The 24,700-nt window shown below is 58.2% G+C and carries 21 protein-coding genes and 1 pseudogene; 6 read left to right on the top strand and 16 right to left on the bottom strand.

Going from position 1 to position 24,700, the window contains the following annotated elements; translation table 11 throughout:
- Positions 1 to 31: 31 nt before the first annotated feature.
- From K6T64_RS02615 to K6T64_RS02630, 4 genes are read right to left on the bottom strand one after another with little or no spacing between them, the layout of a single operon-like run.
- On the bottom strand, positions 32 to 922 hold the full coding sequence (locus K6T64_RS02615) for a nitrilase-related carbon-nitrogen hydrolase (protein WP_288008444.1): 891 nt from the start codon (positions 920 to 922) through the stop codon (positions 32 to 34).
- Between the two features lie 58 nt (positions 923 to 980).
- Positions 981 to 2,372 carry a dihydropyrimidinase gene (hydA, locus tag K6T64_RS02620; RefSeq protein ID WP_288008445.1) on the bottom strand — a complete coding sequence of 464 codons (1,392 nt, stop codon included), beginning with the start codon at positions 2,370 to 2,372 and terminating at the stop codon, positions 981 to 983.
- Positions 2,360 to 3,685, bottom strand: coding sequence for an NAD-dependent dihydropyrimidine dehydrogenase subunit PreA (gene preA, locus K6T64_RS02625; protein WP_288008446.1), 1,326 nt, complete (start codon positions 3,683 to 3,685; stop codon positions 2,360 to 2,362). The genes hydA and preA overlap by 13 nt, the downstream gene beginning before the upstream one ends.
- Positions 3,678 to 5,042 carry an NAD(P)-dependent oxidoreductase gene (locus K6T64_RS02630; protein WP_288008447.1) on the bottom strand — a complete coding sequence of 455 codons (1,365 nt, stop codon included), beginning with the start codon at positions 5,040 to 5,042 and terminating at the stop codon, positions 3,678 to 3,680. Before K6T64_RS02630 ends, preA begins: the two co-directional genes overlap by 8 nt.
- 259 nt (positions 5,043 to 5,301) lie before the next feature.
- Between K6T64_RS02630 and K6T64_RS02635 the strand changes: the two genes are divergently transcribed.
- The 4 genes from K6T64_RS02635 to K6T64_RS02650 are packed head-to-tail and all read left to right on the top strand — an operon-like array spanning position 5,302 to position 8,962.
- Positions 5,302 to 6,099, top strand: a complete 798-nt coding sequence (locus K6T64_RS02635; RefSeq protein ID WP_170086546.1) for an ABC transporter ATP-binding protein — start codon at positions 5,302 to 5,304, stop codon at positions 6,097 to 6,099.
- Positions 6,100 to 6,114: 15 nt separating this feature from the next.
- Positions 6,115 to 6,948 (top strand): ABC transporter permease, encoded by an 834-nt coding sequence (locus tag K6T64_RS02640; RefSeq protein ID WP_288008448.1) that lies wholly within the window; start codon positions 6,115 to 6,117, stop codon positions 6,946 to 6,948.
- Complete coding sequence (locus K6T64_RS02645; protein ID WP_288008449.1) at positions 6,945 to 7,847, top strand: ABC transporter permease; 903 nt, start codon at positions 6,945 to 6,947, stop codon at positions 7,845 to 7,847. Before K6T64_RS02640 ends, K6T64_RS02645 begins: the two co-directional genes overlap by 4 nt.
- Positions 7,848 to 7,876: 29 nt before the next feature.
- Positions 7,877 to 8,962, top strand: a complete 1,086-nt coding sequence (locus K6T64_RS02650; RefSeq protein WP_288008450.1) for an ABC transporter substrate-binding protein — start codon at positions 7,877 to 7,879, stop codon at positions 8,960 to 8,962.
- A gap of 144 nt (positions 8,963 to 9,106) precedes the next feature.
- Here the strand turns inward: K6T64_RS02650 and K6T64_RS02655 are convergent, their stop codons facing one another.
- The 5 genes from K6T64_RS02655 to K6T64_RS02675 all read right to left on the bottom strand — a co-directional run bounded on the left by K6T64_RS02655 (position 9,107) and on the right by K6T64_RS02675 (position 14,061).
- Entirely contained in the window at positions 9,107 to 9,694 is a 588-nt protein-coding gene (locus K6T64_RS02655; RefSeq protein ID WP_288008451.1) for a GNAT family N-acetyltransferase, read from the bottom strand.
- 282 nt (positions 9,695 to 9,976) lie between these two features.
- Positions 9,977 to 11,176 carry an NAD(P)/FAD-dependent oxidoreductase gene (locus tag K6T64_RS02660; RefSeq protein WP_288008452.1) on the bottom strand — a complete coding sequence of 400 codons (1,200 nt, stop codon included), beginning with the start codon at positions 11,174 to 11,176 and terminating at the stop codon, positions 9,977 to 9,979.
- 19 nt (positions 11,177 to 11,195) lie between these two features.
- The gene (locus tag K6T64_RS02665; protein WP_288008453.1) at positions 11,196 to 12,509 is read right to left on the bottom strand and encodes an FMN-binding glutamate synthase family protein; all 1,314 of its coding nucleotides are present in this window, start codon (positions 12,507 to 12,509) and stop codon (positions 11,196 to 11,198) included.
- On the bottom strand, positions 12,491 to 13,168 hold the full coding sequence (locus tag K6T64_RS02670) for a GltB/FmdC/FwdC-like GXGXG domain-containing protein (protein ID WP_288008454.1): 678 nt from the start codon (positions 13,166 to 13,168) through the stop codon (positions 12,491 to 12,493). The genes K6T64_RS02665 and K6T64_RS02670 overlap by 19 nt, the downstream gene beginning before the upstream one ends.
- Entirely contained in the window at positions 13,144 to 14,061 is a 918-nt protein-coding gene (locus tag K6T64_RS02675) for a class II glutamine amidotransferase domain-containing protein (protein ID WP_288008455.1), read from the bottom strand. Before K6T64_RS02675 ends, K6T64_RS02670 begins: the two co-directional genes overlap by 25 nt.
- A 183-nt stretch (positions 14,062 to 14,244) precedes the next feature.
- On the opposite strand from K6T64_RS02675, the gene K6T64_RS02680 reads away from it, so the two are divergent.
- Positions 14,245 to 14,766 carry an Lrp/AsnC family transcriptional regulator gene (locus K6T64_RS02680; protein WP_197945650.1) on the top strand — a complete coding sequence of 174 codons (522 nt, stop codon included), beginning with the start codon at positions 14,245 to 14,247 and terminating at the stop codon, positions 14,764 to 14,766.
- 17 nt (positions 14,767 to 14,783) lie between these two features.
- On the opposite strand, the gene glnT is transcribed toward K6T64_RS02680, so the two are convergent.
- Positions 14,784 to 16,124, bottom strand: coding sequence for a type III glutamate--ammonia ligase (gene glnT / locus K6T64_RS02685; protein WP_288008456.1), 1,341 nt, complete (start codon positions 16,122 to 16,124; stop codon positions 14,784 to 14,786).
- A 563-nt stretch (positions 16,125 to 16,687) separates the two neighbouring features.
- On the opposite strand from glnT, the gene K6T64_RS02690 reads away from it, so the two are divergent.
- Positions 16,688 to 18,112: an APC family permease gene (locus K6T64_RS02690; RefSeq protein WP_288008457.1), complete on the top strand. Its 1,425-nt coding sequence runs from the start codon at positions 16,688 to 16,690 to the stop codon at positions 18,110 to 18,112.
- Between the two features lie 548 nt (positions 18,113 to 18,660).
- Here the strand turns inward: K6T64_RS02690 and K6T64_RS02695 are convergent.
- The 6 genes and pseudogenes from K6T64_RS02695 to K6T64_RS02720 all read right to left on the bottom strand — a co-directional run bounded on the left by K6T64_RS02695 (position 18,661) and on the right by K6T64_RS02720 (position 24,661).
- Positions 18,661 to 19,653, bottom strand: coding sequence for a P1 family peptidase (locus K6T64_RS02695; RefSeq protein WP_288008458.1), 993 nt, complete (start codon positions 19,651 to 19,653; stop codon positions 18,661 to 18,663).
- Positions 19,654 to 19,771: 118 nt separating this feature from the next.
- Positions 19,772 to 19,909 (bottom strand): annotated as a pseudogene (locus K6T64_RS02700) (RNA-guided endonuclease InsQ/TnpB family protein); the annotation flags it as partial.
- Positions 19,910 to 19,931: 22 nt separating this feature from the next.
- Positions 19,932 to 20,486, bottom strand: coding sequence for an ECF transporter S component (locus tag K6T64_RS02705; protein WP_100668830.1), 555 nt, complete (start codon positions 20,484 to 20,486; stop codon positions 19,932 to 19,934).
- Positions 20,487 to 20,516: 30 nt separating this feature from the next.
- Positions 20,517 to 21,353 (bottom strand): energy-coupling factor transporter transmembrane component T family protein, encoded by an 837-nt coding sequence (locus K6T64_RS02710; RefSeq protein WP_288008459.1) that lies wholly within the window; start codon positions 21,351 to 21,353, stop codon positions 20,517 to 20,519.
- A gap of 3 nt (positions 21,354 to 21,356) precedes the next feature.
- Positions 21,357 to 23,435 (bottom strand): energy-coupling factor transporter ATPase, encoded by a 2,079-nt coding sequence (locus K6T64_RS02715; protein ID WP_288008460.1) that lies wholly within the window; start codon positions 23,433 to 23,435, stop codon positions 21,357 to 21,359.
- Positions 23,432 to 24,661 (bottom strand): M20 family metallopeptidase, encoded by a 1,230-nt coding sequence (locus tag K6T64_RS02720; RefSeq protein WP_288008461.1) that lies wholly within the window; start codon positions 24,659 to 24,661, stop codon positions 23,432 to 23,434. The genes K6T64_RS02715 and K6T64_RS02720 overlap by 4 nt, the downstream gene beginning before the upstream one ends.
- Positions 24,662 to 24,700 lie beyond the last annotated feature (39 nt).

Here is a 24,700-nt window from a genome sequence, read left to right on the forward strand (position 1 = left end):
GGAGGGGACGGTCCTCCCGGCACGCGACTTTCTACGGCAGCAACTCGACCATCGCGCCGTACGTTTCCGGCCTGCGATCGCGATAGAACTGCCACAGGTTCCGCACCTCGAGAATCATTTCCCGATCCAAATCCCCGATGACCACTTCATCTTTGTCTCGACTCCCCACGGCCACGAACTCACCGCGCGGATTGACCAAATACGACTGGCCGTAAAATTCGCCCATATTCCACGGCGCCTCCCACCCCACCCGGTTGATGGCCCCCAGATAATATCCGTTTGCGACGGCGTGGGCCGGCTGCTCGAGTTTCCACAGGTACTCCGATAATCCCGCTGTGGTCGCCGAAGGGTTGAACACGACCTCGGCCCCGTTCAATCCGAGAATCCTGGCTCCTTCCGGAAAATGCCGGTCATAGCAAATGTAAACCCCGACTTTGGCAAACGCCGTGTCGAAAACCGGGTAGCCCGTATTCCCCGGCTTAAAATAGTACTTCTCCCAAAATCCGCAGGCTGCGGGACCGGCCTGAACATGAGGAAGATGGTGCTTTCGATATTTGCCCAGGTATGTGCCGTCGGCATCGATCACCGCCGCCGTATTGTAATACACCCCCGGCATCTCCATTTCGTAGAGGGGCACAATGAGCACGATGCCCAACTCCTTCGCGAGATCCCGCATTCGGCTCACCGTAGGGCCGTCCGGAACCGGTTCCGCCGCGGCATACCATTTCGGATTCTGCTCCGTACAGAAATACGGCCCGTAGAAAAGCTCCTGGAGACAGACGATCTGTGCGCCTTTTGCCGCCGCTTCCCGAATCAGGCCGATATGTTTCTCCACCGCGGCGGCTTTGTGCACCTCCACCGGTTCATGGCCGTCCACATCGTGATGTGCCTGAATCAACCCGATTTTAACAAAACGCTGCATCGATACATACCCCTTTCGCTTCGTCGATGGAAGGAACCGCCCCGCACGAAAGACACGATCACAGATGGACCGGAGTGAACCGCCCCGCGCGCAGGAACGACCCCATGCCCGGTTCACCAAGGAAGGAATCGCCGTCCACGATCAGGTGGCCTCTCAAAAACACTTTGCGGGGCTTTCCTTTCACCCGCATGCCTTCAAATGGATTGTAATCGACGTTCATGTGGTGGGTTTCCGCGGTGATGGTCCGTTCAACCTCCGGATCCCAAATCACAATATCGGCGTCACTGCCCACGGCAATGGTCCCTTTTCGCGGAAAGAGGCCGAACAGTTTCGCCACATTCGTGGAGGTGAGGGCCACGAACTTGTTCAGGCCGATCCGCCCTTCGTTCACCCCGAAATGGTACAGAATCGCCATCCGATCCTCGATGGTCGGCGCCCCGTTGGGAATGAGGGAGAAATTGTGGAGTCCAAGTTCCTTTTGCCCTTTGAAATTAAATGAACACTGGTCCGATCCGAAAGCCTGCAACTCCAGATTGGCCAGCTTACCCCACAGGACATCTTGGTGCCATTTTTCCCGGAGAGGCGGCGACATGACGTATTTGGCTCCCTCAAACCCGGGACGGTCATAATCGCCTATATCGCAGACGAGATACTGCGGGCATGTTTCCCCATAAATGGGGAGTCCTCGTTTTCGGGCGTCACTGATCGCATCCGCCGCCTGGGCACACGTGACATGAACCACGTACAGCGGCGCCTTGGCGATCTCCGCCAGCCGAATCGCCCGAGCAGTCGCCTCTCCCTCGGCCTCGGGAGGACGGGTCAGCGCGTGGTATCTGGGCTCAATCTGCCCTTTGGCCAGGGCCTCCCGTACCAGCACGTCGATCACATCGCCGTTTTCGGCGTGGACCTGCACCAATGCCCCCACATCCGCCGCCATGCGCAGGGTTCGAAACAACGTTTCGTCGTCGACCTGAAACGTTCCCTTGTAAGCCATGAACACTTTGAAGGAGCTGACGCCTTCTCGCTCGACGACGTCGGGAATCTCCCGCATCACGTCTTCCCGCAGATCCCCGATCATCACGTGAAAACTGTAGTCCACCGCCGCTTTGCCTTCGGCTTTGCCGTGCCAAATGCGGACGGCGTCATGCAGGCTTTGCCCTTTGGCATGCAGGGCGAAATCGATCACTGTGGTCGTTCCTCCGAAAGCGGCGGCGATCGTCCCCGTGCGAAAGTCGTCCGCTGTCACCGTACCCCCGAAAGGCATATCCAGGTGAGTGTGAGGATCAATCCCGCCCGGAAAGAGATAACAGCCCGTGGCGTCCACCACGTCGTGGCCCGCCGCGGGGAGGTTTGCGGCAATACTTGTGACGATACCGTCCTCGATCAATACATCCGCCCGAACGATATCTGAGGCAGTGACGATGGTGCCTCCGCGAATCACCGTGGACACACTGATCCCCTCCTTGGATGGCTGTGAACCTCATCACACGTAATCGGACAACTGCACAATTTGCTCTCCGGCCTGTTGGATCTGTCCCGCCAGGTCTGGGGGGGCCGGCCCGTATCGACCCGGACCATGTCAATGCAGTCGACGGGACAAACCATGGAACACAAGTTGCATCCCACACACTCGGACTCATCCACGACAAGCATCGTCCTACCGGATTCCGTCTGCACCCGGTCGATGCACTGATGCGCCGCATCTTCACACGAAATGTAGCACTTGTTGCACTGGATGCACCTTTGCTGGTTGATCCGGGCGACGATTTTGTACTCCAAATTCAGATCGCTCCAGTCCACGTAGCGGTGCACCGCCCGACCCACCAACTCCATCACCGAGGCCAACCCTTTTTCGTCCAAATAACGGTTGAGCCCGTCGATCATGTCCTCCACAATGCGAAACCCGTGGTGCATCACCGCGGTGCACACCTGGACGCTGGTTGCCCCCATGAGGATGAACTCCGCCGCATCCCGCCAGGTGGAAATCCCCCCGATCCCGGATATGGGAACCCGAACCTCAGGGTCGCGCGCACAGTCGGCCACCATGTGCAGCGCGATCGGTTTGACCGCCGGACCGCAGTAGCCGCCGTGGGCGCCGAGTCCGTCCACGTGAGGAATCGGATACCAGGTATCCAGATCGACGCCGATCAGGCTGTTGATCGTGTTGATCATGCTCACGGCCGCCGCGCCGCCTCGCACCGCCGCCCTGGCGGTATAACGCACATCGGTCACATTGGGGGTCAATTTGACGATGACCGGCACCTCCGACACTTCGGTCACCCAGGCGGTGGTTTGTTCCACATATTCCGGAACCTGCCCCACCGCCGACCCCATCCCCCGCTCGGACATGCCGTGTGGACAGCCGAAGTTCAACTCGAAACCGTCCACTCCGACGTCCTGCACTCGTTTGACCAGTTCTTGCCATCTCCGCTTTTTCGGTTCCATCATGAGTGACGCGATCACCGCCCGATCCGGAAACGCCCGCTTCACCTCGCGAATTTCCCGAAGGTTATCTTCGAGCGGCCGATCGGTGATCAGCTCAATGTTGTTGATCCCGACCATTCGCATCCCTTTCACGTTCAGAGCGCCGAAGCGCGAAGAGACATTCACGATGGGGTCGCCGAGCGTCTTCCAAACAGCCCCTCCCCAACCGGCCTCAAAGGCGCGCATGACCTGGTACCCGCTGTTCGTCGGCGGAGCTGAAGCGAGCCAAAAGGGATTCGGGCTCCTGATCCCGGCCAGATTGATCTCGAGATTAGCCATCCTGTTCACCCCCACTTCTCTCCGAACCGCCCACCAGCAGATGGTGCACCGCCGCGGCCGCCCGTTTCCCCTGCTCGGCCGCTTCGACCACCATGGCTTCTCCCCGCCCCTTTTGAAAGACACAATCCCCGACCGCGAAGATCTTCGGATGACTGGTCCGCATCTGTTCGTCCACGCGGATGACGCCGTCGTCATGAGTGAGTCCGAGCCGATCCACCAGTTCCGTTCGCCGCGATTGGCCGATCGCCCGGATAACGGCATCGGCCTCCACCGTAAACTCAGACCCAGGTATGGGAACGGGACGCGGCCTTCCTGAATCGTCCGCTGCGTCCAAACGCATGCGCACGAATTCCACCCCGCGCACGCGCCTTCCATCGGCAAGAATTCGCACCGGCGCACACAACCAACGAAATTCCACCCCTTCCGATTTCGCAAAATCGTATTCCGAAGGGTAAGCGGTCATTTCCCGTTCAGTGCGGCGATAATACATCGTCACCGATTCCGCGCCGATGCGAAGGGCGCAGGTGGCGGCATCCACCGCAGTGTTTCCGGCTCCGATGACCGCCACTCGCTTCCCGACTTCCGGTAATCTTCCGTCTTTTACCCGCTCGATGAACTCCAGGGCATCCCACACCCCGTCCGACTCTTCACCCGGGATGCCCAGAAGAGGCACTCCTCCCATACCGAAAGCAAGAACGACCGCGTCGTACTCGTTGACGATTTTCTCCACAGGAAAATCCTCCCCGACCCGCACCCCGGTACGTATCACCACCCCAAGACGTTTGACCTGTTCCACCTCCCATAGAGCCACCTCCGCCGGCAGCCGGAACGGCACGATTCCATAGGTGTTCAATCCCCCGGCGCGAGATTTGGCTTCATAAACAGCCACCTCGTGTCCGAACAGAGCCAATTCCCGAGCGGCGGAGAGTCCCGCCGGCCCGGCCCCGATCACCGCCACCCTCTTCCCGGTCGGCATGCCTGAAGTAAAGAGGTCGACACCCTGCTCCCGGATCCAGTCGGTCACATAGCGCTGCAAATCACCGATCCGGATCGGGGCCCTTTCCTCACTGAGAACGCAGGCGCCCTCGCACAACTCCTCCGTCGGACAGACCCGGGCACAACTGGCACCCACGGGGTTGGCCTCCAAAATCACCTTTGCGCTTCCGATAAAATTACCTGTCGTGATTTTCTGGATAAAAGAAGGAACATCGATACGGGTGGGACAGGCTTTCGTGCAGGGAGCATCATAACAGTAGAGACAACGGTGAGCTTCTTGAACGACCTCCCATTCCGAAAGAGGCGGATGGATGCTCTCCTGCAATCGATCGCCGGCCCGGACGGCCGTGGAATCTATCATCTTCTCCACTCCCCTCCTCTCAACCTCCATGTCGCCGTATGAAACCGCCCATCTTAAGGTGATGGATTCTAATCTTTAATGTAATAAAAACATACATAAATAGCTTCATACACTTTGTCTAGTTTCACGATCACCTTTTCATACAGCACGAATGTGATCGACTCTTGCCCGAAAAAGACTTATTCCGTAATATAATAATACATAAATATAACACATAAACAGAGGAAACACATCTTTCGCACAGAGAGGGGGGAATTTCATGTTAACATCCCTTCACCCAGAACCGGAGATTTTGGTGGACCAAGTGTCCATGCGATTCGAATCTTCCGGACAATCGGTCATGGCCCTTGAGTCGGTAAGTTTCGCGGTGGCAGCGGGAGAATTCATTTCCTTACTCGGTCCGTCGGGATGCGGCAAGACCACGCTTCTCAGGTTGATGGCCGATCTTCTCGAACCCACCGAGGGCAGAGTTCTCGTATCCGGGACCGATGCAAAACAGGCGCGGCTCGCACGGAGATACGGGATCGTATTCCAGCAACCTGTTCTTTATGACTGGCGTTCGGTACAAAAAAACGTGGAGTTGCCATTGGAGATTCTGGGCACAAGTCGGTCCGAGCGCAAGAAAAAGGCCGCCGAACTGCTCGCCTTGGTGGGTCTCGAACAGTTTGCCGGGCGCTATCCCTGGGAACTGAGCGGCGGCATGCAGCAACGCGTCGCAATCGCCCGGGCCCTGGCCCTGGATCCGCCGATTCTCCTCATGGACGAACCCTTTGCCGCCCTGGACGAGTTCACCCGAGAGCGGTTGCAGGACGAACTCCTGCGCATCTGGTCCCGTACCCGGAAGACGGTGATTTTTGTCACCCACAGCATTCCCGAAGCAGTGTACCTGTCCGATCGGGTCATCGTGCTGTCTCCGCACCCAGGGCGGCTCAACACCATTACCGAAGTGCCTCTTCCGCGGCCGCGGTCGCCGGAGGTCCGGGAGAAGCCCCAGTTTCATCAACTGGTCGACGACATCCGGCGGCGCTTTTATCATTCGATCAACGATTCGGCGTAAAAGGGGGCAACCGACATGTCGGTCGTTCGTCTATCCGCGGCCCGGGTCTCCGGATCCTTGGCCCGCTGGGGGCCGACCGCGTCGCTCATCATCGCGCTCGCAGTCCTGTGGGAAGGACTCTCCTGGATCCTGGCGAACGTCGCACGGGTCCCGCTCGCCCAGTCAAGGTTGCCCTATGTTCACGAGGTGCTCAAGACCTTTGCCGTATACTGGCCAGTCCTGGCCAAAGAGGCATCCGTAACTTCTGTAACAGTGGCGGAAGGTTTTGCTCTCGGCGCATTTACCGGCGTGTCGCTGGCCCTGCTGATGAGCCTGTCCAGGACCGCGGAGCGCATCTTGATGCCGTATGCCACGGCGTCCCAGATGGTCCCCATCCTTGGATTGGCGCCGATTATCTACGGCATTGTGCACGACGAAAACGTCGCCCGGATCCTTATCGCAGCCTATGTCACATTCTTTCCCGTCGCACTGAACACTTTGCGCGGGTTGACCGGCACCCCGCCCCAAACGGTGGAATTGATGAAAACGTACGCGGCGTCCATCTGGCAAACGTATTGGAAAGTTCGTCTTCCGGCGGCGCTTCCGGCCCTCGCCGGCGGGATGAAAATCGCCGCTCCCCTGTCGGTGACCGGGGCGATATTGGTGGAGTTGATGGGCGCCCAGCACGGCATCGGGGTTCTCTTGTTGCGCAACCTGTATTATGGTCCTTCCCACGCCTATATGTTCTGGGCCACCCTGATCACCGGTGCGCTCATGGGCTTGGCGGGATACGGTTTGGTTCAAGTAATCGAGCGAATTTTTGTGCCGTGGCAGCCGGAGTTTCGGAGGAAAGGAGGCGCAAGGCCGTGAACCTGCCTCAGGCCCCGTCCAATGAATGGCCGTCTCCCCAGGTCGCCATGCAACCGGAAACCAAACCCGATGAGACCCGTTCCTCCGGGGGAGTGCCGAGGAGCGGATCCAAGGGACATGGGGCGAAATCCTTCGGAGCCTTCGCCTGGCCGGTGATCGCGGGGATTCTGTTCTTGGCTCTCTGGCAGGGAAGCGTCTTTCATCGGATCTTCGGTCTCCATCCCTACCAACTGCCGCTCCCCTCGACAATTGCAGCGAGCCTGGCCGAGAACCGGGATATTCTGCTTTCCTACACCGTCTATACGGGAGCGGAGGCCTTTTTCGGTTTCCTCCTGGGATCCGCCCTGGGTTTCGCCGTCGCCCTGGTCGCCGCCCTGTGGCCGAAGATCGGAAAGGCCGGCTTGGGACTGACCGCGTCCGTCAACGCCGTCCCCATCGTGGCGCTGGCCCCGGTCATGAACCTGTGGTTCGGGGACGGTATGGGATCCCGGGTTGCCGTGGTCACCGCCGTCACCGTGGCCGCCATGGCGGTCAACGGATACAAGGGCCTCACATCCGTGGATCCGGCCGCCCTCGATCTGATGACCACCTATGCGGCTGGCAAAAGAGACGTCTTTTGGCGACTTCGCCTGCCGCACAGTCTGCCCTACGTGTTCACGGCAATGAAAATCAACGCCACCGCGGCAATGATCGCGGCCATCGTCGGAGAATTTTTCTTTTCATCCAAGGGCTTGGGCTATCTTTTATCCAATCAGATCAAGGTCGCCCAAATGCCGCTGGCATGGGCGTGCATTGTTGCGGCTTCGGTGATCGGCATTCTCTTTTACGCCGTGCTCGCCCTGCTGGAGCGGAGGGCCGTTCCTTGGCATCCCTCTTATCGAAGTTCTCGAAATCCATAACCGACGATGGTCAAAAAGGAGGATCTCTCATGCTTGAAAGAGCAGCAGACGCAGTGAAAACTGCCGTTTCGAAGATCTCAAAGGGGTTGCTTCCCGCCTGTCTCGCAGTGGGTCTCGTTGCGCTGACCGCCTGCGGAGGAGGGGGGCAGGAGGGCAGTTCACCCGCCGGATCCGGAAGCGGCAGTGGGCCCTCGGCCAAGGTCAAACTCCAACTCAAATGGGTACCCCAAGCCCAATTTGCCGGATATTTCGTCGCAAAAGAAAAAGGATTTTACAAAGATGAAGGCCTGGATGTGGAGATTCTGCCCGGTGGACCGGACATCGTGCCGGAACAACAAGTCGCCAACGGTGCCGCCGACATCGGTGTCGACTGGGTGGCCTCCCTGCTCGCCCACCAAGAACAGGGGCTGCCGTTGGTGGAGATCGCCCAGATTTACCAAAAGAGCGGCCTCATCCTCATTTCGAAAAAAACCTCCGGGATCAACAGTCCTGCCGACCTGAAGGGAAAAAAGGTCGGCAACTGGATGGGAGGCAACGAATTCGAACTTCTGGCCCTGTTTGACAAATACCACCTGGACCCAAAGAAAGATTTGCAGTTTATCAAACAAGGATTCACCATGGATCAGTTCCTGACCGGACAACTGGACGCCGCTTCGGCGATGACGTACAACGAATACAACGTCGTGTTGGAACAAGGCGTGTCCCCCGGAGATTTGAACATCATCGACATGAACAAGGAGGGGGTCGCCATGCTCGAAGACAACCTCTTCGCGAACAAAAACTGGCTTTCCTCCAACAAAGACGTGGCGGTCAAATTCGTGCGGGCATCCGTCAAAGGTTGGAAGTACGCAATCGATCATCCCGATGAGGCGGTGGACATCGTCATGAAATCCGTGGAACAAGGCAGCACCACCCGGGATCATCAGCTCAAAATGATGCAAGAAGTCGCCAAACTCGTCCTGCCCCAAGGGATGGATCCGAGCAAGATCGGCACCATCGACGATCAACTGTTTAAGCAAACCGCGGACATCGCTTTAAAATTCGGCGTCATCCACAAACCCGCGGATCTCTCCACCGCCTACACGAAGGAGGTTATCGATGCCGCACTGAAATAGGCCAGTGTATCGGTGAGATGTCAAGACCCCCGACCGGATACCAACCGCGGGGGCTTGACATGTCGGATTACCACGTCTTTTGGGAGTGCGGCCTCCTTCCACGTGCTTTCTCAGCCTTCAGCACAGCCCGTTGTGGCACCTGGCTCAATCTATCCGTATTAATTTTTCAAGACGATTTTTCACAAAAGGCCACTCGGAGTCGATTATACTGTAATACACTGAGTCCCGTACATATCCCTCACACACAATACGATGGCGCCGGAATACCCCTTCCCTCACTGCTCCAATCCTTTCGATGGCACGCTGAGAACGCAGATTGCGTGCATCTGTCTTCAGTTGAACACGGATGGTTCCTAGTTCCTCAAAACAATAACTCAGTAACAGATACTTGCATTCCGTATTTACACAAGTTCGCCAGACCTTTGGGGTGAGCCACGTCCACCCAATCTCCAGGTGCCGATGTTCTGCAGATATATCTAAAAAGCGTGTACTTCCCACCACTTTGTTCTCTTCTTGTTCGATGATTACAAAGGGGAATTCGGTCCCTTGATCTCGAGCATCAAGAGCATGCTGGACGAGCCGTACCATATCACCTTTTGTCTTAACTTTCACCGACATGTACTCCCATATTTCCGGATATTTTCCCGCCTCAAACAGAGCATCTACATGGGATTCCAGCATTGGCACAAGCTTTACATGTCTTCCAATCAGTTCAACAGGTCGAATCTCCACATTATCAGCCACCTCACAGGAAGATCTATAATACTGCTAATAAAAAATATCCGGACTAAGATATGTGTACCAAGATCATGATTTCCATTCCGGACTGTAAGGGAAGGGCTTGCTAACGGTCACTCTTCCCGCATTTCACAATATATCGAGCTAAACGGCCGCTAATGTCGTATCTTTGCTTCACTGCGGTATTCCACACTGTTCTCGACAGTCCCTTCCCATTCCCAAATGACGTTGACACTGACAAAAATGACAAAGTCAAGAGCCAACAGTAGGTCATCACTACCGAAGTTGTCCGGCTCCTTGGTAAGGGTGCAAACTGGTCAGCAGCTGTCCTTCCTCAAACCGGCTCAACCGAAACAGGGACAGATCAATCTTGGGGTCACCACTGTGCCCTTCCAGGATGCAAGATGCCATCATTTCGCCGACCACCGGAGACAATTTGAAGCCGTGCCCGCTGAAACCGGCACACAGGTACAACCCTTCCACAGGAGACGAACCGATCACGGGATTGTAATCAGGGGTGACCTCATAGGCCCCCGCATACCCCGTCACCAAGCGCGCTTGGCTCAGGGTGGGAAAACGTGTCATGAACTTGTTCGCAGCCTTCTCCACATATCCATCATCCACACCTCGTCCGTAATCGTCGGGATGGACGAACTCGGGTTGGGAATGATCGCTGTTGCCGACCAGAATATGGCCGCTTCCCTCCGGACGTCCGTATTGCAGATTCACCAGATCGGAATATACAGGGACCGACCCGAGAGGAGTGCCCGGATCGATCAGCAACAGTTGTTCGCGCTGAGCTCGAATTGGTACGCGAAACCCCATCGTCTCCGTCAAAAAGGGCGTCCAAACCCCGGCAGCCACGACGACAACCGGGGCGTACACCCGGCCGAAAACGGTCGACTCGACCCCCTCAATGCGGCTCCCGTCCGGCGACAAAAGAATCCGATTCACGGGACAGGACTGGACAATCTCCGCCCCCGCCTCCCGAGCCAGTCGGGCGTATGCCTGAACAGTCAGTGCTGGATCAGCATGTCCTCCCAAGGGTTCATAGGCAAATCCGGTAAAGTCCCCCATCTCCATCTGCGGCCACAATCGGCGAGCTTCTTCTGGATTCAAAAATCGGGTGTCAATCCCCACTTCCTGCAACATCCGAAGGTTGGCGTCAAGCGCCGCGAGATTATCGGGACCCACCCCGACCATGTAGCCGATGGGCCTGTAACCGACATCATCTCCAAGGACTTCATGGGAAAAACGAAAGGTTTCTAAGCTTTTCCACGCCATATAGGCCAGCACCGGATGACCGTAATGGCACCGGAGCACACCGCTCGATTTTCCGGTTGCTCCTGAACCGATCACGTCTCTCTCCAGGGTGAGAACGCGACCCACTTTCCGTTTCGCCAGGGCATGGGCGGTACTACACCCCATCAGTCCGGCACCCACAATCACCACATCCGCCGTTCGGATCTCTTGCACCCGTCATCCCTCCCCGCCGTCACTTCGCACCGGGAATCCATTCTGTTCCCGCCAAGGGCACTTTGGCCATGGCGGCCGCCTCCACCGTGAGGGCCCGCAAATCCTCTCTATCGAGGTTGTGCACATTGGATTTCCCGCACGCGCGGGCAAAAAGTTGAATCTCCTGAATCATCGAGTACAGGAAATTGGCGACCCGTTCCGCCCCTTCCTCGGGATCAAGCCGCGCCTCCAGGTTCGGATCCTGGGTGGCGATGCCCACGGGACACAGGCCCGTGTGACAATGATGACAGGCATAGGGTTCGGCCCCGATCGCCCTGTAGTCATCTGTGTAGATTGGGCGGTTACAGTTGAGGGCAATAAGGGCGGCCGTTCCGATGGCCACGGCGTCCGCACCCAAGGCCAAGGCCTTGGCTGCGTCCACGCCGTTGCGAATGCCGCCGGCGATAATCAACTGAAACTCTCCTTCGACTCCCATGTCCCGAATCGCCCGACGGGCCTCGGTCACTGCAGCGAGGGTCGGAATGCCGGTATGATCCATCAGGGGATCCGGGGCAGCGGCGGTTCCCCCCTCCATCCCGTCCACCAGCACCGCGTCCGCCCCGGCCTTTACCGCAAGCTTGACATCTTCGTAGACCCGGGTTGCTCCAAGTTTGACGATAATCGGTATCCGCCCATCGGTCACACTCCGCAATTCTTCAATTTTGATTACTAAATCGTCCGGGCCGATCCAATCGGGATGACGGACTGCGCTGCGCTGGTCCACCCCTTCCGGGAGATCCCGCATTTCGGCCACGACGGGTGAAACTTTTTGCCCGAGGAGCAGGCCGCCGGTTCCCGGTTTGGCCCCTTGTCCGACAACCACCTCGACGGCCTCCGCCGACACGAGATGATGGGGATCGAGACCATAGCGGCTCGGAAGGACCTGGACAATCAACCGTGCGGAGTGTTCCCGCTCGAAGTCCGTCATTCCCCCGTCTCCGGTGGTCGTGCTCACACCCGCCAGGGTGGCTGCCTTCGCCAAAGCGATTTTGGCGTTGCGGCTCAAAGCGCCGAAACTCATTCCGCTGATCATCACGGGCGCCGACAAGACCAGCGGCTCTTTGGCAAATCGAGTTCCGATGACCGTTTCCGTCTCACACCGTTCTCGGTACCCTTCAAGCGGTACCCGGGTTAGACTCGCCGGGATGAATACCAAATCCTCGAACGACGGCACTCGGCGCATCGTGCCGAAGCCGCGAATGCGGTAACGCCCCAATCCTGTTTTGACCTGGATATCCTCAATGATCTCTGGCCTCCACAGGCCGCTGATCCGCGTCACAGAGCGACCTTCCATACATCCCACTCCTTCTTGTTGAAGTACCAGAGCTTCTTCCCGGATTCGACCCGTTTCCAGTCCAGTCCCGTATCCAGCCCGACGTTCCGGATGAGATCCAGGTCCTCCGGCCTCGGTTCCGTCACGACGGCATCGTTGCCAAGGGCCCGAATCCGTCCGCCCACGAGAATCACACCTTCATACATCGAATCCCCAAGACCTTCACCGGCATCCCCGCCAATGATCATGGCCCCTTTTTGCATCATGAAACCCGACATCGCCCCAACACTGCCTTCAATGATGAGAACCCCTCCTTTCATGCTGATCCCCGCTCTGGGGCCGGCGCATCCCTCCACCCGAACCACTCCGCCCCGCATGGAGGCGCCTGCGGCGCTACCGGCGTTTCCTGAGACGAAGATTTCACCGGACATCAGGTTTTCACCGAGCCCCCATCCGGTATCACCGTGGACATCCAGCCGTATGCCGTCGCAAAGACCGCCGCAGTAATAGCCAGCCGTACCTTCCACAGTGACACGAACGCAGGTGAGAATCCCGACCGCCAAATTGTGCCGTCCTTCCGGATGGATGAGGTGTACCTCGCTCTCCCCCTGTTCTGTAAAAAACCGGATCTCACGGTTTAGGTCGACAGCCGATTTCAAACGGCAATCGATCTGAACCATACGCGCACCTCCCCTGCAGACGGTTCATACACATGCGCATCTCTCCCGAGCAGTGGCGCCACAGCCACCGTTTCATTGGCCACGGCGATAAAATCCTCAGTCTCGGCGATCACCAGAGGTTTTGTGGCAAACCGGTCCCGGACAAACCCCACAGAACGCCCGTCTGCCGCCAGGATGGTGAAACTCCCGTCAAACGCCCGTCCGGCTTCCCGCAGGGCTTCTTCAAGAGTCGCACCCTGTTGGATCCACTCGGTGAGACAGGCCGGAATGACCTCGGAGTCACTGTCCGCGGTAAACCGATACCCCCTCCGTTCCAACCTGCATTTCCATTCAACATGGTTGGTGATGTGACCGTTGTGTACGACAGCCAGGTCCGGAACCTTCTTGGCCACAAAGGGTTGTGCGTTCAAGAGGTCTTCACGGCTTTCCGTCGCCATCCGGGTGTGTCCGATCCCGTGACTGCTCGAAGCTTTCGCAGTAAGAAACTTCCGAAGCCCCTCCACCGAACCGGCCGCCTTCCACACGTCCCCCTCCGTTCCGACGTAGACCAGGGAAGCCCTGCCCCGCAGAAATCCGTCCTCCACAGCAGCTCCCAATGCGTCCAAATCCGGTAGTTCGGCCAAATCCATTACCACATACGGTCCTTCCCGGCGAAAGGATGTTACCGTGACGGCCGCTTCTACAACCTCCCGCAAGGTTTTCTCATCACGGTCCAAATCCGGTCCCGAGAGCAGTACGCGAACCTTCCATCCCGAATGCGCGGATGTATCGCCGAAGACGGCCAGCCCCGCCGCATCCGGGCCGCGCCTTTCGAGGGATTGGAGCATACGGAACAGCACCTCTACGACTCCTCCTGCCCCCGTCCGGTCCAGATAACCGACGATCCCACACACATATCGTCACCTCTTTTGATTTTATTTTTTACGTCTGTAATTATATATTAGCATGCTATTTAACGTATGTAAACATTATCGCCGCAAATGCCGACGATTCATGATTTCCGCCAGTTATCCCTTGAGCTGTTTCGCGTTGAGGGCCTATCGTTTACACTAGGTAACGGAAGTGAGGGGATCGCCTTGGCATCGGTAAAACTGGACGCTTTAGATTTGACCATTTTGCAAATGCTGGAGCAGGATGGGCGTCTGTCCTATCAGGAACTGGCGAATCACACGGGCGTGTCGCGGGTCACCATCCACGAACGGGTTCGCCGGCTCACCCAGCGCGGCATCATTGAAGGATTTCATGCCCGGTTGAACCCGGCTTCTCTGGGTTACCGAGTGACTGCCATCGTGGGACTCATGGCAGTCCAAGGAGCGGCCGCATATCAGACTATTGAAGACCTGAAGGCCATTCCAGAAATCGAGGAAGTCCATGTGGTGACGGGACGTTATGATTATCTCGTCAAAATTCGGGCCCGCGACAATGAAGATTTGGAACGCATTCTGTTAACCAACATCGATCAAGTGTACGGGTTCCAACGCGCAGAAACGATGGTGGTCCTGTCCTCCCCCGTCGACCGGGGTGGACTGACGGTGAACCGGGTGACCAAAGATATGGAGGAGGAAAAGAAAGAGGCGGCGACGGATGAAAGCACGTAATCCGTCTCCGCCGCGGTTCATCCCAAATGCAGATAACGCTCGACTTCCCACTCGGAGACGCTGGCATGATACTCTCTCCACTCTCGTTCCTTGACCTCGAGATACAAGGATACCAAATCGGGACCCAGTGCCTCTGTCAGCACCTCATCACCGTCCAGAGCCTCCAGTGCTTCCTTCAAAGTTCGGGGGAGTACCGTCATGCCCCGTTCTGACGCGTCGGCCCATGTCAATGTATAAGCGTTGCCGACAAAAGGGGGCCCCGGATCTATTTGTCGTTCGATTCCGTCCAAGCCCGCCGCCACCATGGATGCCACTGCGAGATAAGGATTGACAGCTCCGTCTACAGCTCGATACTCCACGCGACCTTCACCGGGAATCCGCAACATCACGGTTCGATTGTTTCCGCCGTACGTGACGTATACCGGAGCCCATGTCGCCCCTGAATCGGTGGTTGAGGCCCACAGCCGTTTATAGGAATTAACTGTAGGAGTTGTAAAAGCCGCGAGTGCCCGGGCGTGGGCCAGCAGTCCGCCGATGAACCAGCGACCGATGTCCGACAGGGCCAACGGGTTGCCTTCCGCCCCTCCTTCGGGAAGGAACAGGTTCCGGCCCGTTTTCTCATCCCACAGGCTGACATGGCAATGAGCCCCGTTGCCCGTCAGGCGAGAAAACGGCTTCGGCATAAAGGTGGCGATCAAACCTTGCTCCTCGGCCAGAGACCGGATGAGGAACCTGGCAAACGTCAGCCGATCCGCCTGCTCCAACGCTTCCGTGTAGGCCCAGTTGATTTCAAACTGGCCGTTCGCATCTTCGTGATCGCATTGATACACTCCCCATCCCAGTCGATTCATGGCATCAACCAAGCGGGTAATAAAATCAAGATTTCTGAAAATTGATTGCTGATTGTAACAAGGTTTCGCCTCCATATCCAGGGAATCCGCCGGTTCCAAGCGACCGTCCTCCCCCTTTCGAAGCAGGAAAAACTCCGGCTCCATCCCCACCATGAACCTGTATCCCTTTTCTCGAGCCATTCGCAACACCCGTTTGGCTGCTGTCCGCGGACAATAAGGCCATGAGCGGCCTTCCACGTACAAGTCTGACGCAAACCAACATACATCCTCCCTCCAAGGCACCCGTTGCATCGACCCAAGGTCAGGTATAGCCACGAGATCTGGATCATGGGGCCCCTGCCCGATGTCTCCGGCGGCAAACCCGGCAAATCCGGCACCATGTTCCTTCACTGAGTTCAGAGCCGACATCGGGACCAGTTTTGCGCGGCTGAAACCATTCAGCTCGACAAAGGAGATTAAGGCGTAGTTCACACCGCTCGAAATAAGTTCATCAGGGGATTGAAGCATCGTCATTCTCCCTCCGTTCTGTAGCCTGCAAACAGACTTTCGAATATGTTATTGAGTCGACAACAAAGATAACATATTCATATCTACACATTATTTTCTTCAACGTAAGATGTCAAGTCATATTTCCTTCTTTTCATCGACATATTGATCAATTATTTATCGCAACGTAATAATAATAACTGGTTCTCTTTTCATTTCATAATCTCCTCCATCATGGTTTCCCTGTTTCTACTCGAAATTACCCGGAATCGTTTTAACCGTAGAGGAAACGGGTACTGTTTTCGGCATGATTCTTTCGGTTAGTAAAAATTAAGATCAGACATCTTTTCGTTGTGTATAGACTTATGGGCGATATGTTGATGAAACGAACGATATATTAGTTGACAAACAGCGTCGCCAAAAGTAATATGTAGCTGTATTTACGTAACTTTTTATAACTGATCAATGACTTTGGCTTGGGCTAATATGATTATGCAGGATTTTTCAGGCAACGACTGTGAAGGGAAGGTCATGGATAGTGCCCGTCAGAAAGGGCTTCCATCAAAAACCGGGAGGTATGTACAATGGATGGTTACGATGCTGTGGCGACCTCAACGCGTGTTTCTGATCTTCGCCGAAATTATCTCTCATTTATGGATACGTTGGCGCAGTCCATAGCGAATATTGCGCCAACATTGACTCCTACACTAAACATTACGTTGGTGGCTGCGAATGCAGGCATGGGGACATGGTTTGTATACCTGCTGACCACTGTTGGGCTGGTACTCGTAGGAATGAACATCTCCGTGTTTGCCAGAAGGTTTGCTGCATCTGGTTCCATGTACACATACGTGACTCGGGGGCTTGGTGCAACGGCCGGTTTCCTGTCCGGTTGGGGACTGTTAGCAGCATACCTGTTCACAGCAATGGCCACGTTAGTTGCATTTGCAGTCTATGTCAATCAAATCCTCGCCTATTTTGGCACAAAAGCGCCGTCCATTTTACTTTACGCCGTGGGCGGAGTTGCCATATGGTATCTTAGCTATAAGGATATTAAATTTTCCTCGATGTTGGCGTTGTTCCTGGAGTTCGTGTCGGTTAGCCTGATTGCCGCGATGGGTTTCATCGTCCTAGCGGGCACTGGATTCCACATCGATACAGCCCAGTTCAGCCTTCAAGGAGTCACACTTTCGGGGTTAAACCTGGCAATGGTTCTGGCGGTGTTCTCGTTTGTGGGATTCGAAAGTGCCACGGCGTTGGGGAAAGAGTCCCGAAATCCGTTCAGAACGATACCCAGGGCCGTCATCATGAGCACCATAGTTGTCGGACTTTTCTTTGCCCTGATGTCCTATATTGAGGTCGTCGGTTTTGGCTCTCCTTCAGCGTTGACAAACAGCGAGGCTCCGATGAACGATCTGGCCGCAAAATACCACGTCGGCTGGTTCGCATTGCTGATTGATCTCGGTGCGTCCATCAGCTTCTTCTCTTGCGCGCTCGCGTCAACCAATGCTGCCTCGCGCATCATGTACGCCATGGGACGTGACAAGATCTTTCATGAATCGATTGGGCGTGCCCATTTACGAAACCAAACACCACACAATGCCGTAACTGTGTGTTCCATTATGAATTTCCTCGTACCGACCCTTATGGTTGGCATCAAACCGATGGACGCTTACGGTTATTTGGGTACGAGTGCAACTTATGGGTTTTTATTGGCATATATTTTGATCTCCATCGCCACCACTGTGTACCTGGTTCGAGAAGGTCAACTAAAACTGTACCACGCGTTGTTGAGTGCGGGAGGCGTGTTGGTCATGATGGTTCCGTTAATAGGAAGTTTCTATCCTGTTCCGTCGTTTCCATATAACATGTTCCCCTACTTGTTTCTCCTCTACCTGTTCGTGGGCATCATTTGGTTCCGCCGTGTAGCAAGCCAGAACCCGGCTTCGCTCAAGCAGGTCGCTATGGATTTCGATGCCAATGAAGAAATTATATTCAGCCGAAAATAACTGAATTTTGTCGCCCGGACTTTAGAGTTGATGGTGGCTGACAACAGGTTTAGGACGGTGATAAACAAATGCCCTTCAAATCGAGATGTGTGGTGAATGGACTAAAGAAACGGTATTGGCTAAATCCGTGAAATGGTTGAACCCTGGCAAGACGCAAAATTGGCAAAAAATCGGAATCGATCTGGTCATGGACCGGAGGGAAGCCTACTGCTTTTACGATATGAGCGGCAAGCGTTTGATGGACGTTTATAGTGGTCCCAGATAATGCACTGCCATTCCGAACGCCTCACTGACAAAACGTCATGAAAGCAAGGTTCGACCCCCGGACAGTTCCGGCGGCACATCGAAGGTGACGCTCTGTCCGTTTACTGAAGCCACTGGGTCGCCGATTCGCAAGGTGATGAAAAAATTTGGTTGCACGCTGTTAGTGGGACCCGAGAGGATGGGACGATGTGGAAGAAAGTGTCCCGGTGGTTTGGCTATAAGCTCCACCATTGTTACTGTCCAGAAACAGGGGCCCGGCGGCGGATGAGCAACCGGAACGCGATTCAATCGCCCCGGCTCGCTCCGCCGATCGCGGCCGCTTGTCGGACCCCGTCGAGGACAGCCGCCGCCACCGTCTCGGCCGCCCACGCACCAACCAGATCCACCGGTGCGGTCACGCCGCCGACGGCCACAGCGAACAGCGCATCCCCGTCATACATGGTGTGGGCCGGTCGGATCACCCGGGCCAAGCCGTCATGAGCCATGGTCGCCACCTTCTTCGCCTGGACTTTGCTCATCCGGGCGTTGGTCACCACAACCCCGATGGTGGTGTTCGTCCCGGGCAGCAGGACCCCGAAACCCGGCCCTGTGCTCCACACCGCCAGTGTGTCCAAGGGCTTCCCGTCTTCCCCCAGGGGCCCGGCGAGAATCTCCCCGGTGGCGGGGTCCACAACGTGTCCCACAGCATTCACCGCCACCACCGCCGCAACGACGAGACCCCCGGGCAATTGTACGGCAGCTGTCCCCAGCCCGCCGTCCATGGCGCGCAGGTGGCCCAGCGCCTTCCCCACCGTGGCGCCGGCTCCAGCCCCGACCCGCCCCCGTTCGGGGACCTCCCGGGCCGCCTCGCACGCCGCATAACCCATCACCGCGTCCGGCCGACGAGAACCGTCTCCCACGGCCAAATCAAACAGCACCGCACCGGGCACAATGGGGACCCGCCCCACCCCGACATCCAGGCCGTATCCCCGCTCCTCCAGGTAACGCATCACCCCGTCCGCCGCCGCCAAACCGAAGGCGCTGCCCCCGGCGAGAAGCACCCCGTGCACCTCCTGCACCAGATTCACCGGGTCGAGCAAATCCGTTTCCCGGGTGCCCGGCGCAGACCCGCGCACATCCACACCGGCAGCCGCCCCCTCCGGAGTGAGGATCACCGTACAGCCGGTCCTCGCCCTCAGATCGTGGGCGTGTCCGATCCGTACACCGGGCAGGGGAAACCATGCCGCCCGCTGCACCCCGTCCGACGTCGCTCCCGGACCGTCTCCGTTCTCCCTCACCCTCGTGTCACCCCCACACCGTTGATCTCCTCTCCGCCTGAAGGCGGGAGATTCCTTCCTGCCGCCAGGAGCCTTGGTGCACCCCTTGGGTCGGTCACTTTGACCGACTCCCCGGCATTTAGACCGCGGAACAGGCGAACCGGGCCGGTCCGGCCTTTAAAATGTTCATCGCCCCCACTGTGTCGACATGTGCCTGAAACCCACACCGTTCACACCGAAATGGGGATTGCGTCGGCCGATTCGCCGCGCTTTTGTGCCCGCAGCAGGCGCCGGCCGCCCTAGATCCGCGCCTTGGACGACCTCCGGTCCACCCGCTTCCAGGCCAGCACCACCGCCAGGGTCACGATCACCGAGACCACCGCTTCCGGCAGGCCGTTCAACACCGCCACCGACGCGGCCACCCCGAGGGACATGTAGTTTCTCACCACGGCCATGCCCAAAACCAACACCGTGTTGGTCGCGGAGCCCACAAAAGCGGCCACCCCCACCGCCAGTGGATCATTCCACCGACGCAGCCCCCGATAGACAAAATAGGCCGCCACACCGATGAACAACCTCGGCAGGATCGCCACCAACGGATCTTTGAACAGGGGCACCGTGGCATTCAAGAACGACGAAATCCCAAAAATCAATCCAATAATGCCGCCGACCACCCAGCCTTCCAAAATCCCCCCGATAATGGCCGGCACGTGCATAATGGTTGCGTGTCCGGCCGCGGTGGGCACCGGAATGAACCCCAACTGCGTCACACCCAGAAGCACCGCAATGGCCCCCAGAACTCCGCTGACCACGATTTGGCGGACCGTGAACACACTTTTCTGTTTCATGCCCATTACCTTCCTCTCGTGAAATGATGGATCCTGCTACACGGGAAACCGGATCAACCACATGGCCGCACAGAAGGCGACCACCAAGACCGCCGCCGCCCCGTCCCGGGCCTGCATCCGGTACTCGGTATAGGTGGTTCGCCGGGCGCCCGGAACATAGCCCCTGGCTTCCATGGCGGTGATGAGATCCTCGGCGCGGTGCATCGCACTTACAAACAATGGAATGATGACCGGAAACGTCTGCTTCGTGCGCCGAACCACCTGCCACCAGCGAAAATGCCCGAAATCCGCCCCCCGACTGGCCTGTGCCTTCACCAGTTTCTCCATTTCCATGGCAAACGTCGGGACAAAGCGCACGGTGATGGTCAGGATCAAGGTCACTTCATGAACAGGAAACCGGATCCGGGCCAACGGCCGGAGCAGGGCCTCTGTGCCCCGGGCCAGATCGTTCACCGTGGTGGTCAGGGTGAGAACACTGACCAAACATAGGATTTCCAAAAATCGCATCACCGCCACCACGGCGATTTTGAGCCCGTCGGCGGTGACACTGAACCATCCAGCCTGCCAAAGCACCACCGTTCCTGGGCCCTTGCCCAAGAACAGCACCTGCAGGATGAACAGCACCACCACAAAAGGCAGGGCCGGGCGCAACCCCGACAGGCCGTAACCCACCGGCACCCGGGAGACGATCAGAACCAGCAGACACGCCGCCGCCATGACGACATTTCCGGTGTACGTCGACGCAAATGCCGCCGTCAAAACCAGCATGGCGAAAAGGATGATTTTCACCCGGGGATCCAGGCGATGGACCGCCGAATCTGCGGGAATATACTGTCCGATGGTGACATACCGGGTCAACTCAAAACTGCTCACCGCTCATCCCCCCACCTCGACGCCCGGTTCCGACAGCAACCGTCTGATTAACGCCTCGGCCACCGCATCGGGAGAGTAGCCCTCAACCTCAACGGCAACACCCCGCTCCCGGAGACGGTGCACCACCTCGACGTGAGGAGGGACACCCACATTCCACCGCGCACAGCGCTGCGGGTCGTCAAACAGCTCATCCGGCGAACCGGACCACACCGCTGTCCCTCCCTCCATAAGGATGACCTGGTCGGCGAACCGGGCCACCTCGGTCAAATTGTGGGTGATGAACACCAGGGTCACCCCCTCCTCCCGGTTCAACCGCAGCAAATGCTCGAGCAGTTCGTCCCGGGAACGTGGGTCGAGGCCCGCCGTGGGTTCGTCGAGCACAAGCACTTCCGGGCGCAGGGCCAAGACCCCGGCGATGGCCACTTTCCGCCGCTGGCCGCCGCTCAGGGCATATACCGGCCGATCTTTCCATTCAAAAGGAATCCCCACCATCTCCATGGCCCGGCGAACCCGCTCTCTGACCTCATCGATGGCCAGTCCCAGCCGCCAGGGCCCGAACGCCACATCATCCCCGATCAGCCGCTCGAACAGTTGGTCTTCGGCATATTGAAACACCAGGCCCACCCGGGTGCGGAGGATTTTCCAATCCCGCCGCGGGTCGGCGTATCCGGACACATCCACCGTCAGGTGCCCTTCCTGGACGGGAATTAGACCGTTAAAATGCTGCACCAAGGTGGATTTTCCGGATCCGGTGTGTCCAACCAGGGCGGTGACGCCGCCCCGTGGGATCGAGAGGGTCACGTCCCGAAGTGCCCGGTGTTCCAAGGGCGTCTTTTTCATGTAGACATAGCCGAGGCCCCGGGCGGCGATGATCGGGTCAGCCGATTTGCCGGGGCGCTCGTCCGCCGCGCCTCCTGTCCCTTGTCCCGTCCGATTCCCTGCCCCCCGATCCTCTGCGCACTCCGAACCCGGCTGCGGCCGTACCGCGGTCGGCCGACCGTCAATTTGACCGGCGGCGTGAAAACCGAAAGATCCGGGGTAAGAAAAAACTCCTTCTCCGGGGATATCTGCCGTACGGACCGCGGTGCCGCGGGAAGCTACCCGCCGCTCCACCTCCCGGACGAGTTCCTCGGTTCGAATGCACATCGGAAACCCCGGGAGCACCTCGGCGATCCGGCGGGACACGGCGGCCGCCGCCGGCACGTCCAAGTGGAGCGCGGCCAAAACCTCCTGACGCCGACCGAACACTTCCTCCGGAAGCCCCTGCATCACCACCCGGCCCTCGTGGATCACGACGATGCGGTCGGCCAAGGCCGCCTCTTCCATGTGGTGGGTGACGGCCACCACCGTCACTCCCGCCGCCCGAAGCTCGCGAACGGCCGCCATGACCTCCTCCCGGCCGGGGGTATCCAGCATGCTGGTGGCTTCATCCAGAACGATGCACGCCGGACGCATGGCCAGGACCCCGGCGATGGCCACCCGCTGTTTTTGCCCCCCGGACAGGTGATGCGGGGAGCGGTGCCGGTATTCCCACATTCCCACCCGGCGCAGGGCGTCCTCGACCCGCCGACGCATCTCCTCCCTGGGAAAAGCGAGATTCTCCAGACCGAAAGCCACATCCTCTTCCACCGTCGCGGCGATGATCTGATTGTCCGGGTGTTGAAAGACCATGCCCACCATGCGGCGGATCTGTCCAATATTCCGACGGTCCGAGGTATCCAGCCCCGCCACCCGCACGACGCCCCTCCGGGGTACCAACAGGCCGTTCAGGTGCTTGGCCAGCGTCGATTTTCCCGACCCGTTATGGCCGAGGATCGCGACGAATTCCCCGGGGAACACCTCCAGGGAGGCTCCGCGCAGGACCAGACCGTCCGTGTCCGCGGTATCCGTCTCGGGCTGGATTTCCGCGGGCTGCCGGCGGCCCGGCTGTCGATCGGTCGACTGACGATCTTCGCCGCCCGTCGTCAATCCGGCACCCTCCCCCGGTTCGGCACCGTCCGGGGAACCCGCCGCCTTCGGTCGATCCTCCCGGTCGGCGTAGGAAAAATATACGTCTTCCACGCGAATCAACGGTTCGTTCACGATTCCCCCGCCCCTGATCCGGCCAGGAAGCGCCGAGCCGCTTCGGCGTACATCCTGGCCGTGATCGCAAGTTCCTCCACGTCGACATACTCGTCCACCTGATGGGGCAGCGTCCGGCTGCCGGCTCCGGTGGTGACCACGGGAATCCCCGCCCAGGCGTGCAGAAATGTCCCGTCCGTGGCCCCGGGCACGCCGTTGTAGACCGGTTCCCGTCCCGTCACCGCCCGGTACGCCTCCGCCACGGCGCGCACCACGGGGTCCCCGGGGTCGGTCTCGGTGCACGGCCGATCATCAAGCACCTGGAAGGAAGCCGAAAAATCCGGATCCCCGGCGGCCAGGGAATCGAGGATGCCCCGGACGTCCGCGACGAGCCGCTCGTGGTCCTGCCCGGGCACCGTCCGCAGATCCAGGAAGACCGTCGCCTCCCCGGGCACCACGTTGACCTGGGCCTCTCCTTCGGCGGGCGCCCGAACGATGGTCGGGGTGATGTGCGGCACCCCCAGGTACGGATGGCGCCCCAGCCGGCGCACCTCGCGCTCCTCCCATTGTTCCACATTCACCAGGAATTTGGCCAGACGGGGAATGGGGTTAATCCCGGCGTACGGCATGGCCCCGTGGGCCATTTTCCCGGCGAAATCCAACCGGATCCGCAAAGCCCCCTTTTGCGCCACACAAATCTGATTTTCTTCAGGTTCGCAAATGATCGCGCCGTCGACCCCCCGAGCCCACCCTTGGCGGATAAAATGTTTGATCCCGATCATCATGCCCTCTTCATCCACGGGAATGCACAACAGAATCGTCCCCGGAAAATCCCGGCCGGCATCCAGAAGGGCTTTGGCGGCCAGGATCATCGCCGCGGTGTTGCCTTTGGTGTCGCAGGCCCCCCGGCCGTATATCCTTCCATCCAACAACTCGCCGCCGAAGGGATCCACCGACCATCGTCCGGAATCCCCGGCGGTCACCACATCGGTGTGACCTTCGAACAGGAGGGTTTTCCCCGGCCCCCGGCCCCGAATTCTGCCGATCACGTTCGGTCTGCCCGGGGCAGCCTCCTCCACAAACACTTCCACCCCGAGTTTCCTTAAATAGTCGGCAATGAACAGGGCCACCTCCGCCTCGGTGCCGCCGGGTTCTCCGGGTCGATACACGCTCGGGATGCGGACCAACGCCTGGGTCAGACGGATGAGTTCATCTTGGTCGATCTCAGCAGGATTCCCGATTGTCACGGCAGTCCCCCCATCCGGAGTTATATTATGAATTTAATG

It is taken from the genome of Kyrpidia sp., from assembly GCF_023512215.1.
In the GTDB taxonomy this organism is placed as follows: domain Bacteria; phylum Bacillota; class Bacilli; order Kyrpidiales; family Kyrpidiaceae; genus Kyrpidia; species Kyrpidia spormannii.

Coding starts and splice junctions, on each gene's coding strand:
- K6T64_RS02615 (WP_288008444.1), bottom strand. CDS start 922: ATGCAGCGTTTTGTTAAAATCGGGTTGATTCAGGCACATCACGATGTG.
- preA (WP_288008446.1), bottom strand. CDS start 3,685: ATGGCTAATCTCGAGATCAATCTGGCCGGGATCAGGAGCCCGAATCCC.
- K6T64_RS02630 (WP_288008447.1), bottom strand. CDS start 5,042: ATGATAGATTCCACGGCCGTCCGGGCCGGCGATCGATTGCAGGAGAGC.
- K6T64_RS02635 (WP_170086546.1), top strand. CDS start 5,302: ATGTTAACATCCCTTCACCCAGAACCGGAGATTTTGGTGGACCAAGTG.
- K6T64_RS02640 (WP_288008448.1), top strand. CDS start 6,115: ATGTCGGTCGTTCGTCTATCCGCGGCCCGGGTCTCCGGATCCTTGGCC.
- K6T64_RS02650 (WP_288008450.1), top strand. CDS start 7,877: ATGCTTGAAAGAGCAGCAGACGCAGTGAAAACTGCCGTTTCGAAGATC.
- K6T64_RS02665 (WP_288008453.1), bottom strand. CDS start 12,509: ATGGAAGGTCGCTCTGTGACGCGGATCAGCGGCCTGTGGAGGCCAGAG.
- K6T64_RS02670 (WP_288008454.1), bottom strand. CDS start 13,168: ATGGTTCAGATCGATTGCCGTTTGAAATCGGCTGTCGACCTAAACCGT.
- glnT (WP_288008456.1), bottom strand. CDS start 16,124: ATGCTTCAATCCCCTGATGAACTTATTTCGAGCGGTGTGAACTACGCC.
- K6T64_RS02690 (WP_288008457.1), top strand. CDS start 16,688: ATGGATGGTTACGATGCTGTGGCGACCTCAACGCGTGTTTCTGATCTT.
- K6T64_RS02705 (WP_100668830.1), bottom strand. CDS start 20,486: ATGGGCATGAAACAGAAAAGTGTGTTCACGGTCCGCCAAATCGTGGTC.